Source organism: Nostoc sp. 2RC, assembly GCF_014222165.1.
GTDB lineage: Bacteria > Cyanobacteriota > Cyanobacteriia > Cyanobacteriales > Nostocaceae > Nostoc > Nostoc linckia.
Genome location: NZ_JACKZU010000222.1, coordinates 1 through 13443 on the forward strand (window position 1 = coordinate 1; position 13443 = coordinate 13443).

Genomic DNA, 13443 nt, shown 5'->3' on the forward strand with positions numbered 1-13443 from the left:
TATATTAACTGATTTGCTAAATATTTATAATTTCTCCATCAAAAACTGCATCGCTAAAAGAGTCGCATTATCCGACGCACCTCTTTTAATAACTCGTTCAATAGTTGTATCAACGGCTAATTGTAAGTCTTGAATATTATTAAAAATTTCTACAAATTCATTTTTAGCAACTAAATCCCAAACTCCATCAGAGCATAACAACAAAATATCTGCATTTTCTAAAGTCATTGATAATTCTTGAGTAGTACGTTTTAGATCTTGAACATAGCCATCACTTAGTTTGCTTTTGGAACCAAGAGATTTAGTAAGTACATTACGGTCTGGATGTTCTAGGCTTTCTGCTTCTGTTATTTGACCACTAGCAACTAACATCGCCACAAGAGAGTGGTCTTCACTTAACTGACGTATTTCTCCTTGACGTAATAAATAAATACGACTATCGCCAACGTGAGCTACCATTAATTGTTGTGCTATGGCTAATATCAAACTGAGGGTAGTTCCTCCCTTTTTGACATTTTTGGATACAACATCATTGGCTTTTTGAAATAATGATATTAACCATTCATTGCGTTGTTCTACAGTTTTAAATTCTGACGGTATAGGTTCATCTAAGATTGTCTGTACAGATAGTTTGCTTGCTACTTCTCCCTGAGACATCCCACCCATACCATCAGCAACAACTCCTAATATCATTGTTTCAACATCACTTAATTGCTGTTGTCTAACACCATAGTTGTCTTCATTTTGCAAGCGGCTAGTTGATAATCCTACAGTTGAGCGACTAGCAACATTCCACTTAATTTTAGGAGTGCGAATAGCTTGACGAGTTTCTACTAGTATGCCCAGAAGTTGAGATAAGGGAAATCTTTCTTCGGGAACAGGAGACAAGCAAATTTTTAGTATTTGATAAATCCGGGGAATAGGGCTAATTTTCAGGTCAATGGCCTGATGTGGTGACAAAGGTTGTTTGTGAATAAAGTGATATAATAATGCTCCAACTGTATAGCTACTCATTGATTCATGAATAGGATTGTTGTTATAGGCAAGTTCGGCAGCACAATAATTTCCTAATAAACCAGAGGTTAGCATTTCCCCAACAGGATAGGCATTAGTTAAATCAAAAAATCGGCTGGGAGTTCCTGTTTCAATCAGGCGGGGTTCTATGGAAATAAAACACCAGTTACGTTCATAAACATAACGAAAAAATTGACAAATTTGGCTAGTTATATATAAAGATTCTTCTAATGAATGCTCTATTTTGAACCAATTATCTAATGTTTTCGTGTCTTCTAAAAAATCACTAAGCAAGATGAGTTTACTGTCTGAGTCACCAGAGCAAACTTCTACTTCTGGATAGTATTCATCATCTAAATATTCTGAGTCTGTTTCTAATTGGCTAGAGAGATGTGAAGCATCTTCATCAATTAATACTGATTTTGCTTCATTATCGTCAGTTAAATTTTCATTCCAACTTAGTTTTTTTGAATTAATTGTAATTTCAGTATTTTCTGTTTTATTTTTTGTCTCCTCCTGTTCATTTTCTTGAATTTCCATATCTAAAACAGGTGAAATAGTATTGACAATTACAGATTCTACTGTGATGTGAGTGATAAGTTCTGCAATCATTTTGTAATCTGCGAGAGCTTCCCTTAATTTTAACTCTCGGTATAGTCCACCTCGATCTGAACCTACCCGTAGTAAGCCTAATTTGCTTGCAGTGCTATTTGAATCTATAGAAAAAATTTTAACTTTAAAACTGTACACATCCGCTGTAAATTGACCCAGGTATGATATAACTTCCACTTGAAAGTTATCTATTTGAAAGCTTTGGTTTTCCTGAATCACTAAACTGCTGCTTGCATCTGTTGAAGGTGATGTCATAGAGAAAGCAATTATTAATCAATTTATGAAATTTTGTAAATGTCTATGAAAGGTTAGAAATGGGATGAACAACCTCCCACTTCCGCAGTAAATATTAAGTGCTTTGAAACAGGAATCGCACTTTACCAAAGGCAATTTCGTCTCCAAAATTTATGATTTCAGGTACAGTAATTCTAGCTCCAAAACGAGTTTGCCCAGTTCGTTTAATAAAAATGCCATTGGTAGAGCCAAGGTCTTTGATTTTCCAAACTCCACTTTCTAGGTAAATTTCTGCATGGTTGCGTGAAACTGTGTCGCCACCAGGAAATTCTTCTAAGTCAATATCAACTGGCCCTATGTCTGGGTCAAACATACCAACCACAGCGTTACTATCTAAGGGAAATTCTACTACTGGAGAACCTGGTTGCTTAGAAATAAGTTTGGCTGTTGTTGCAGTAGTTGAGAAGGTAGGAGAAGTAGGGGTAGAAGTTGGATAAGTTGGTTGTAGTATTGGTGGTGTTGGTATTTGTGGCTGAATTATTGGTGGTTGGATAAGAGTAGGTGCAACGGAAGAGCTAGATATCGGTGCTACTACTGTTTTTAGTTCAGAACCGCAAGCATCACAATATTCAGCATCATCTGGGTTTTTATCATAGCCACAAGCTGTACAAGTAATCATGGGTCTACTTCCTTAGGTTGTTAACAAAATTGGTGATTAGTAATTGCTAGTTGATGATTTTTTTAGTTAGTAAGCTAAAATCAAAAATTCGTTCAAGTTCCTGTGAGTTTACGCATTTCTTCTTCTGAAAGTTCGTCATTAATATCGCTACCCATTTTTACAGTTTTACCTTTGGCTCCCATTTTGACAGTTTTACGGGTTCCGGCAGATATTTGGCGAGTTTTACGTAACTCTTGTTGAGCGCCGTTGAGCGATTCTTCCATTTCTTTGTTGCCAATTCTCACTGTCATGCGCCGCGCAGTTTCTAATAGTTCTTCGGCTTTTTGTGGGTCGCGGTCAGCAATTTTGGTCGCTTGGTTAACTAAGTTAGAAATATTACATTGCTGTACATAATCCATTACTTCTTGATCGACTTGCGCTGCACCTCCCTGTCCAGCGACAAATTGCACTACTAAGTTTTGGGGTGGAAATTCACCGCGTCGGTTTTGTCCCGGAATATCGTAGGTTAAACCAAGTTGAGCAATGCGGACGCGGGATGCAGGACGGCTGTTCATGCTGAATTCGAGGATAAAGATTGTTTCATCACCAGCTGCTGCATTGCCAATGGGATAAGGTTCTTGAGTAAGGGAAAATTCTGCTTGAGTGGGATAGGCACGGACGATGCGGTTCAATTCTACACCTTTAACAGTTTTGACTGTTAAAGCTAAGTTGGTAATAACTTCTTTCTGTGCTTGAATGTAATCGGCAATGATTCTATTTGGTAAATCTAAAATCGAAACCTGAGTGCCAACAGCGTTTCCAGGAACTACATAAAATAGGGTTCCACCTGTAGAATCGCTCAGATGAGAAAGTAAATCTTCTTTGAAGTCTTCGCCAACTCCCAAGGCGGTAATTGGGATATTTTTAGTCGCAAAATCTGATGCGATCGCTCGACATATATCTTCATCAAATGTTTGACCATCTGTGAATAGAAGGGTGCGTCGGACAGACATATCTTGACTACCAAGCATATCTAAAGCACGCTGCAAACCTAACCCCATACGAGTACCGCCAGAAAAATTGCGAAGTTGAGCGATCGCATTTTCTAATTGGCTAATTTGTGTTGCTGGAGTTAAGCCAATAATCTGGGAAGCTGTATCATCAAATTGGATAATCGCCACGCGATCGCTTGCTCCTAATTTGCCAGAACGCACTAGTGCTAATAAGGAATCGATAACAATATCAATTTTTGTTTTACCCCCTGTTACTTGGTTATATTCTTTACCATCTTGGATATACGTTACACCTGTCGGCGTTGTTTCCCCTGCGACTATTTCATACATTGAACCACTGGTATCAATGACAAAAGCGAAGGTAGTAGGTGGACGAGAAACCGCAACTTCTTTTGTTGGTCGCAGTTTCAGCATCAGAAATAGCTTTTGTCCCTCGATCTCGGCAGGCATAAATTCCCGGTGAGGGGTAATAGATACATTTAGTACATTGCTCATTGTAATTCTCCTGGTATTAAATATTTTGTAGATACATTGACAATTTAATCAAATGACTTAAGAAAAATTTAATGGTGGTAGCATTCCAAATACAGGTTCTATGTCAGATAAATCCGGATTAAATATAGTGGGATTTTCTTGATTACCCTGTTCATTTATCTGGTCAATTCCTGCTTCTATTAATAAAGGTAATTGCAAGGTCAAAGTACTATCTCGATAACCTTCTTTAATATCTTGTATCCAAGTGTTAATAATTTGATTCAGATGAGAGTCTTTGATGGCACATAAACTTTTATTTTGAAGATTTAGGCGAATATCTTCACGAATTGATAAAATAAAAACTTGCTCAGGCATATTTTCTTGATTGGGGGTTAAATCTAAAAAATATGAGTATTCATTATTGTCACCTTTAATTTTCAAAGAAAATCTATATTTTACCATGAGACTTGTAATTCACTTATAAACCTCACTGAGCCAGATATTGGTAATATTATTGATTTTTTTCTAATATTTGCTGATTAGTAGAAGCTTTGACTTCTATGGTGATATTACCAAGCTTGCGCGTATCACCTACATTTAATTCCTGTATAGTTTTTTTCATATTTTTACTTGCTGCATATTTATTATCAAATTGCATCACAATATTGGCTCCTTCTTGATAAATTTTGGCTGTAATCGGTGTAAATCCTTCTGAAGCATTTAAGGGAATTTGGGCATCAACAGAGCTACCAATTACAACTGGTTTTGCACCAAGTAGTAATGATGTTTTCTCAGTTGGTGTCCAATGCACCAAGAGATATGGTTCTTGATTTAATTGCTCCTGTTCTACCCAAGCAATCATCAAACCAATGAAAAAACCTAATATGGCTGCACCTGATAAACGACCGGGGATATCTCCAAAAACTCCAGCAGCAATTAAAAAACCAATGGCTCCTAAAGTACCACCGATAGTACCACCCAATAAAGCTTTATTAAGCTTGAGATTGGGTACAAAAAAGCGTGTTCCACCACCTACCAATAAGCCTAAAATTGCCCAGCCTATGATTCTGCCAATAGTTTCTAAGATGGAAAAACCAGGAATCGACAAAAATACCAATTGGCCAAAGGTGGCTATTGCTATCAAGGCAACTAAACTTAATAAGGTAGAACCAGATAATAGTCGAATGCAGATACCAAAAACAATTGCAGCAATAAATCGCGCTAACACATCTCCTAAATAAGCAGCAGACATCAGCCAAGCACCAGCAGCCAAAGCACCACTGATAGCACCAGTAAGTAATACACCTGATAGTTGTAGTTTTTTAAGTCGGCGTATAAACAAAGACAAAAATCCTGTAACCAAAGCGCCGAAAACTGACCAGTTAAGGACACTTTGAATCAGAGCGATGTTAGGAATACCACTCGTGAGTGGCAAGAAAAGTAATTGACCAGTTGCTCCTGCAACCATACCAGCGGCCAGACTACCTATAGTACTGACACTGCCTTTACTAAATGTGAGGAGACGACGGTGCATATAGTGGTTTTGCCCCATAATCAGAGCAAGCGCTATACCCATCGCCAAAAAAGCTGTCCAACCACCAATTCGCAGGGCAGAGTATATTACACCATAATCTCCTGTTGCTTCAGATTCAACTAATTGCTTGTAGATAGCAGCTTCAGCATTGCGGAAGGCTTGATCAAATTGACCGGAATTAGCATAAAAGACTAAAGAGGGATCGCCTGTAAGTTGCGCTAGATAATTTGTGTCAGCGTCACCAGTCGCAACCGCAATTAAATTAATTCTTTGACTTCTCGCAGATTCAGCGGCAAAGGAGGTAAGAGTTTGGGTATCTGGCAAGCCGTCGGTAAATAATAAGATGTTGCGACGTAGAGAGGTAGCTTGCAACTCTGCTACAGCTGCGTCTAAGCCTTGTGCCATCGGAGTACCGCCATCTTCTGATAAACTGGCGATCGCACTTTTAAGAGTGTTAGCGTTATCAGTCAAAGGAGTAGCAGTTTTAATCTCTAATCCGAAACTGACTACAGCAAGTTTATCTTGAGTTAAGTTACGACGTTCTACAAATTTGGTGGCGGCAGTTTTAACTTCTGTTAATTTACCATCGCTCATACTTGAGGAAGTATCAATTAACAAAACAATAGCTTGGGGAGTTTGTTGCGAAGATGGCGCCAGTTTGGTTAAGGCAAGTAATGGTTCTCCTAGTAAAATTGCCGCAATTAGGCAACCAATTGCGCCGTATATTCCAAATAGTAGGGGTTTGTTCGCTCGTAACTGTCTAAATAAGTTTTGCATAATCAAATACCTTTGTGTTTAAATATTGGTAGTTCAGCTAACTATAGATAAATCTAATTTTTCATACGTTCATAAACCAAACGTGACAGTTCTGGAAAAATTTTTTTATCTTTATAAAAGCTAGGATCATCACCAAAAATGACTAATATATACTTGTGCTTCCCATCTGGAGTTCCGATAATAGCAGCATCATTACGGGTGTTAAAATTCCAGCCCATTTTTGATGCAAGGTAAGCGTTTTCAGGTAAAGCTTCGCCTAAAAAGCCTTCGATAGCATTAAATTCCTTATTTTTCCAAGCACTAGGATGCAAATTTCTTTTTAACAGCAATTTCATACTACTGCTATATTTTTGAGAAATAGCTTTTTCTTGATAAATTTCTAAAAGTAACCGAGCTACATTATATGTAGTTGTATAATTCCTGTAAGGATGGGATTCGTCACCGCCACGTATTTGTAAATCTCTACCAGTAGGTGCATCATTTTTTTGATAATCAGTTGGGAAAAGTTTTTGACTGATATTAATGGGATCGTATCCTGCTTGTTCAAAGAATGAATTCATTGCAACTCGTTTTTCAATCCATTTATCAATTTCATCTATTGATAAACTCTCACCTGATTTTGTTTGAGTAATTGTATCTACAATCAAACTAGCTGACTCATTATCCGAGTCTTGAATCATCTTCGCCAGATTTTTGTAAGGAACCGCTCCTTCTGGAAGTCTTTTTGCTTCAATTTTTCCATATAAATACACCATCCAAAACAACTTAGCCACACTTGCAGGAAATCTCAGTTCCTTATCTAAATATTGACCATAGGCACAACAGTTAGAACTATTTAACTCAATCAAACTGAAAGATAATTTATTTATTGGTAAATCTTTCGATGCAACTAAACTAACAAGATCATTAACTATTGTTTGCAATTTTAAATTAGGTTTAAGAGACGGAGGTGTAGCTACATTATAAATTAATTTTTGTTCATCAATAGTTGTCGCTACTTTATAAGGTAATGCCTCTATCTGCAACGGTTGTTTTGCAGATAAGCTATTACTTTCCAAATTCAAAACTACTTGGTAATTTTCAACCTCTTTATCTGTATTGACAATAATCGAGTATGTTCCTGTATCAGACAAAATAAAATTAGATGTACCTTGTAAAATACTCTCATGGCTAGTTGGAGTCTTAAAAACAATCTTATTTTGACTAAATAATAAAATTTTTACCTCAGATAAAGTATTGAAATAAAAGCAATTAGGTTGATTCTTATTCACAATACCTTTCACAGTTGTGTAACTACCTGTTAGCAAATTAATTTTTGATTCTGAATAACATTTTTTGCTGGTTTTGACTTCTTGTTTATGAGTTATATTCCATATCAAACTTATTAGTGTAATGATGGGTAAAAAGAGTAAAACTACTAAAATAATTACTCTATCTAATTTAATTGAGTGTTTGATTTTGCGATATTTTTTTTGCATTATTTTATCTAAAAATAATCTTAAGTTTTTGAATAATCATAAATTTTCCAGATACCATTATTATCTTTTTCAAAAAAATAGATAATATCATTTTGGAAAGAGCCGGAGTTTTCTCGGTCAATATTACCTTTCTGTCCGTAAAGATATAGTTCTTCAAAAACTTTAACTCTTATATATGGTCGTCTGCCGGAATTGGAAAAACCTGTAACTCTTCTGATTTCAAATTGATTATATTTATAGTAAGAATTATTAGCTTTCAGCCAAGCTATAGGGCCAACTTCTGGGTCAGAATTAGTGGTTTTTTCATACAGTTTTCCTGTAGTTAATTTTTCCACTAAGCTAGTATCAAAAGACTGTCCAAATATTTGAGGTTTAGCAGCATACCATTCCTGAACTATACTTAGTGCTTGTTCTTGACTTAAATCTGCTCTTGGTGTGACTGTGGATGTAGGTGTAGGTGTAGATATTAAACCAAAAGGGTTAGGAGTAACAGTAACAGAAGGTGTTGGAGTTGGATTTGCAGAAGCTTGAAGAACACCTAAAGTCATGTTCATATCAAAGGTTTTAGAACCCTTCAATGCAGAGACTTGCATAATGTATTTGCCAGTTTGTGGTAAATCGCCACCCTTCAAAATCTGATTATCTGGCGCGTAAAGCCAAACACAAATATCACTATCAGTTGAAAAGCTAAGTTTTTGACCAGACTTAGCTGCAAATTCATATCCTATAGATTTACTCGCATTAGCTTGACCAGACTTAGATAATGTTTGTTCGTCTAAAACAACTTCTTGAACATCTTTTTCTGCTAATGTATTTGTAGGTTTTTCTGGACAATTTGAAGAAACTGGAGTTGATGTTATTCCAGAGCCACACCCAGAAATCATTAATAATGTCAAGTAAACAATTCTTTTTTTCATAATCTTTGATAGTGAATAATAGTTTTTTAAATTTAAGGCTCAACCTTCATGTCAAATAACCAGCTATTAGTAGCATTACTCCAAATTAAATCTATGCGGCTTTTAGAATCTTTGAACGTTTTCCCGTCATTCATGGTGTACCACAATTCAGCATTTACTATTGACTGTTGATTATTTTGTTTTATCAGTTTAATATCACCAATTTTTATTTCTTTAACTCTATTCCACCAACTCTGATACTCAGAATAACCACCTGGAATATTTTCATTTATAAATCGAGAAGAAAGGTTTTTATAAGAAGCACTATATTGACGATTATTAATAGCTATGTAATGGGTTCTTACAAAATTATCAGCAGGGGGATTTTCTAACGTTGATACATTTGTAGTTGTAGTGCTAGTTGGATTATCTAAAAAGTTAGATGTAAATGAATTTTCTAAACTCAGTTTTAAATCAAAAGTTGTCGAACCCTTAGGTACAGAAACTTGAATTATATATTTTCCAGTTTGTGTTAAGTCTTTACTAGTTATTATTTGATTATCTGGTGCGTAAACCCACATGCAAATGTCATCATTAGTTTTGTGACTCAGCCTTTGACCCGATTGAGCTTCAAAAGTATATCCTAAATCTTCACCTGCTCGCAATTGATGTGATTCTGTGATAGTTTGAGAAGCTAGTTGAATCTGTTTAACATTTTTGGGATTTAGCGAACCCACTGGTTTATCTGGACATTTAGCATCAGCTATATTAACGGGAGCTTGAACTGATGTTTGAGATTGGAAATTACAGCCAGTATTAACTATTAATAATATCGTTGAAAATAGTATTTTTTTTACATCAATATCGTGTAATTTCTTCAAAATAAAATTTACGCAATTAACAATCATAAATATCTCATTGTTGGAGTTATAGTATTAATTAATAACTTGAGTTTTGCTAAGATCCCATTTTTGCTGGTTCTCATTCCAAATCAGATAAAAATTGAGATTTACAGGAGCTTTTCGTCCATTTCTCATGTAATAAGTACTTGTCATTTTTACGGTTGCATAATTTTGATTAGATTCTGCCAATGAGATATTATGAATATTGATAAAATCAACTTTATCTCTATACCATTCCAAGAAAGAATAGTAACCATTGGGATGAAGTTCTTTATTTTCCTGAAGTTCAACAGGTAGAATATTCCAGGCATCGGAATAGCGATCGTTATTAATCTTGGTAAAGTAATCTTCTATTACTTTTGTTGCAGATGGTCGGAAGATACTCTTTGTGGTTAAAGATGGGGATGTATTTCTAGCTATGGGAATGCGACTTGGGAGATTATTGTTAATTACAGATGAGGGAGTAATCTGTATAGGGGTGTTGATAGTTGTGGGAGTGTCAGTAGGAGATGGAACAGATGGTATTGACTCTGTTTCTAAATTCATAGCTAAATCAAAGGTTGTAGAACCTTTAGGTATAGCAATTTGAACAGTGTATTTTCCGGTTATGGGTAAAACGCCACTATTGAGGAGTTGATTGTCAGGCGTATAAACCGAAATACAAACATCTTGAGTAGTGTTATAAACTAGTTTTTGCCCTGCTTGAGCTTCAAAAACATATCCTACAGATTTATCCTGACTAACCATTCCTGATTCTGTAATTTTTTGTGAACCAAAATTAATGGTTTTGACTTTTTTTGCATCAAGCACAGCGTCAGGTTTCTCTGGACATTTATTAGAACTCGAAGCAGTAAAATTTTGTGTATTTGCTGAAGGAGTACAACCAGAGATAATTAACGAAATGAAGGAAATTAGAAATGTTAACTTGAGTAAAATATTCATTGCTATAATTAATCTCCCAGTGCTTCTTTTTTTAAATGTTGACCCCAAAAATAAAATGGCACGATACCACCGAGTGAAAGCAAAACTAAAATGCACGCCAACATAGTCAGTCGCACTTCTAAGGGAAGCGATCTGCCAAAAACAGTTATTGTGTAAGCTTTTGGTGCAGACTCTACTGGCTTCTCGGCTTTGGAATTCACGACAACCTGCACGTCATGCTTAGAACCACGTTCCGCGTTAGGTTGGGTGTAGGTAATTTCGTATTCTCCCAACAAAGCATTGAGGAAAAGTTGCAGATTTTCGGCAATAGCTTCTGCATCTCCAGAAAACTCAGCTATCCCGCCAGTAGTTTTAGCAATTTCTGCTAACCTTTGTTTATCTACAAATTCTGCTTCGGGAACTTTACCACTATTAATATCTGCACGTATAGCTGGTCTACCAAGTTTATATTTTTGACCTAACTGTTCTGGGGTCAAACCATACCCCAAGGTATGAACTATGATATTAGTATTTCTTTCTAAAAGAGTGATTAAACTTTGAAAATCCTGGGCTTCATTCGCAAAATTGTGATAACCATCAGATAGTAGAATAATTGAAAGTCTAGGCTGAGACTGAGGAGAATCTTTTGGCGGATAAAAGCGAGGGTCTGCGGTATTAGCTAAAAACTTGACTGCTTTTTTTAAAGGTTCATAAAGGTTGGTAGAAGCACAGGGAGTTAAACTCTCTAAGTAATCAAGATTATTTTGTAGCTTAAAATCATTGGCAGCAAAAAACTTATCAAGAGTATCTTGAGTAACAGGATATCCTTGAGGACAGTTAGTTCCAGCTTCCCCAAAAGGAACAATTGCTACTTGGGTATTTTCTCCACGGTCTTTTAACACGCTAGTTAACTGGCGAACTGCTTTAATTGCCCCCTCAATTTTTTTTGTCCCCCTACTATCTAGCTGGTTCATACTGCCACTAAAATCTAACAGTACAATAATCCAAGCTGGTGGTGGCGTAATTTCTTCAGGACTTTTCCAATCTTTGTTTTTAAACGAAACTTCTTTTTTATCTACCAATAATTTAAAGTCAGTATCTTGTAGACCCATGACAGGTCTTTCTTCTGCACTTTTGACTTTAATGCGAATGGTAACTCGGTCATCATTCACAGTAGGTTTGTCCACAATTTCTGCTACATTTGCTTGTCCAAAACTGGGAGACGCAAATGCAGCTAGCATCAGCATTGATAAACTAAGCTTGTGGGTCAAGAAATCGATTATAGTAGACGAACCGATAAAATTTTTCTTCATTGATGCCATCCGTCTTTACTGTATGAAAAGTCAGCACATAGTTGTGTTTTAAAGGAATATCTCGGCGTGATGTTAAACGTTCACCGTTGACCTCTATAGTTTTGAAAGACTGAGGATTAGGAGACAAAACTGCTTCGCGTTTTTTTAAGACTAAATCGGCAACATGAAGGGGTAAGTCGGGTATATAAATCTGTGATTTTTTCACAGCAGAACCAATTCTAATCGTTCCAGTTCCAGGTAATTGGATTGACAAACCTTCTTCTATTTCATAAGTATCACCTTCACTAACAAATTTCAGTACTGAATTATCTATATATGGAAGCTTTTGGTTAACAGATTGAAATTGTGGATCTATATCTTGATAATTGGGGCCTGTATACTCAAAACCTGCACCTGCTCTCAAAGCACCTAAATAACTGGGAGAATTAGTAATACTAAATACTAAACCCAATAATAAACCCAAAATAGAAAATCCTAAAGGGTCTTCAACACCTTTAAACTCAGATGGCATTGCACCTAAAGCTGTACGGATATATTCAAATAATGCCGCAGCCACTAAACTTGCAGCACTAGCACCAATTACGCTAGTTAGAAATCGTTGCCAAAAGCGTTTAGGATCGCCAGCTTCCATGCTGTGCCAGCGCCAAGTTAAACCCTCAGCCAAACCGACTGAAGCACCAATTAAAAGCCAGCCAAGGGTTCTAACAATTGGAGTGGGAACGCGAATTTGAGGTAAAAAGAGAATTTGAGAAATACCTCCAGCTATTAAACCTGCTAAGAGTCCTAAACCAAAGGCAATTAATAGAGGAGTTTTTGCAATGCGAAAGCTGAGTTTAGGTCGGGTAGGGTTACTGATAAATATTTCATTCATTACCATGCCAATTGCTAGAGATATGGCAATGCAAGGAAATAGAATAATTTCTGGAAATTGTTTTAGTAAACCTAAGTCTGTGAGGAAGAATTGACCTATATTCCAGCCAAGTAATGCTGAGGTTATGCCAGCTAATGTGTAAAGATATATTCTCATATTTATATTTATTATTTTATTTCTGGTGGATTTTTTTCTTGAGATTTTTGATTTAAATAGGTTATTATCTTTTCTTTCAAGTCTATATATGTTTGATCGTCTTTATTGATGATGCCATCTGCCTTTTGATTTTGATTTTTTTGGTAATTGGAGATAGCATTTACCCATCTTTTTCGCTCTGTAATTAACTCTTTATCTCTTAGTTCTTTTTTAATAGCTCCTGGATAATTAAGTTTGTTATCCTGTAAAACAGACTTTAGTGCTTTTTGAATTTCTTCTGGTTCTCGCTGATGTTCATTCTGAAGCTCATCAACAATTTTCTGAATAACGTTGCTAGTTTTATCAAAATTGCTATACCCTTTCTCTAAAGCTTGTCGATGAATATTAGTATTTTGTGGTTTCTTTTGTTGAGGTTCTATAACTGTAGAATTTGGACTAACTTGGGGTGTGTTTCCTGGTGCAGAAGCATTGTTTGGATTATTAGGTGTTGTCTTTTCTCCTAGATCATTTGCACTATTAATTGCATTATCTCCCAGCTTCGTAATTTCTTTTACAACTAAATAAATAGATAATAATATTGGTACTAATAC

The 13443-nt window shown here is 36.0% G+C and carries 11 protein-coding genes and 1 pseudogene; all 12 read right to left on the reverse strand.

Features of this window, described 5'->3' with window-relative positions:
• Positions 1-24 precede the first annotated feature (24 nt).
• On the reverse strand, positions 25-1881 hold the full coding sequence (locus GNE10_RS22255) for a PP2C family serine/threonine-protein phosphatase (RefSeq protein ID WP_185567032.1): 1857 nt from the start codon (positions 1879-1881) through the stop codon (positions 25-27).
• 94 nt (positions 1882-1975) lie between these two features.
• Entirely contained in the window at positions 1976-2539 is a 564-nt protein-coding gene (locus GNE10_RS22260) for an FHA domain-containing protein (RefSeq protein WP_185567033.1), read from the reverse strand.
• 92 nt (positions 2540-2631) lie between these two features.
• Positions 2632-4026 carry a VWA domain-containing protein gene (locus tag GNE10_RS22265; RefSeq protein WP_185567034.1) on the reverse strand — a complete coding sequence of 465 codons (1395 nt, stop codon included), beginning with the start codon at positions 4024-4026 and terminating at the stop codon, positions 2632-2634.
• A gap of 57 nt (positions 4027-4083) precedes the next feature.
• The gene (locus tag GNE10_RS22270; RefSeq protein WP_260446999.1) at positions 4084-4380 is read right to left on the reverse strand and encodes a hypothetical protein; all 297 of its coding nucleotides are present in this window, start codon (positions 4378-4380) and stop codon (positions 4084-4086) included.
• 136 nt (positions 4381-4516) lie between these two features.
• The gene (locus GNE10_RS22275; protein ID WP_185567036.1) at positions 4517-6316 is read right to left on the reverse strand and encodes a VWA domain-containing protein; all 1800 of its coding nucleotides are present in this window, start codon (positions 6314-6316) and stop codon (positions 4517-4519) included.
• A gap of 53 nt (positions 6317-6369) precedes the next feature.
• Complete coding sequence (locus GNE10_RS22280) at positions 6370-7794, reverse strand: serine hydrolase (protein WP_185567037.1); 1425 nt, start codon at positions 7792-7794, stop codon at positions 6370-6372.
• Positions 7795-7814: 20 nt separating this feature from the next.
• The gene (locus GNE10_RS22285) at positions 7815-8711 is read right to left on the reverse strand and encodes an ARC6/PARC6 family protein (RefSeq protein WP_185567038.1); all 897 of its coding nucleotides are present in this window, start codon (positions 8709-8711) and stop codon (positions 7815-7817) included.
• 32 nt (positions 8712-8743) lie between these two features.
• The gene (locus GNE10_RS22290) at positions 8744-9598 is read right to left on the reverse strand and encodes a hypothetical protein (RefSeq protein WP_185567039.1); all 855 of its coding nucleotides are present in this window, start codon (positions 9596-9598) and stop codon (positions 8744-8746) included.
• 27 nt (positions 9599-9625) lie between these two features.
• Complete coding sequence (locus tag GNE10_RS22295) at positions 9626-10534, reverse strand: hypothetical protein (protein ID WP_185567040.1); 909 nt, start codon at positions 10532-10534, stop codon at positions 9626-9628.
• Between the two features lie 8 nt (positions 10535-10542).
• On the reverse strand, positions 10543-11826 hold the full coding sequence (locus GNE10_RS22300; RefSeq protein WP_260447000.1) for a vWA domain-containing protein: 1284 nt from the start codon (positions 11824-11826) through the stop codon (positions 10543-10545).
• A complete protein-coding gene (locus GNE10_RS22305; protein ID WP_185567041.1) occupies positions 11768-12853 on the reverse strand; it encodes a hypothetical protein in 1086 nt (361 codons plus the stop codon). Before GNE10_RS22305 ends, GNE10_RS22300 begins: the two co-directional genes overlap by 59 nt.
• An 11-nt stretch (positions 12854-12864) precedes the next feature.
• Positions 12865-13443, reverse strand: a pseudogene (locus GNE10_RS22310) (hypothetical protein); the annotation flags it as partial.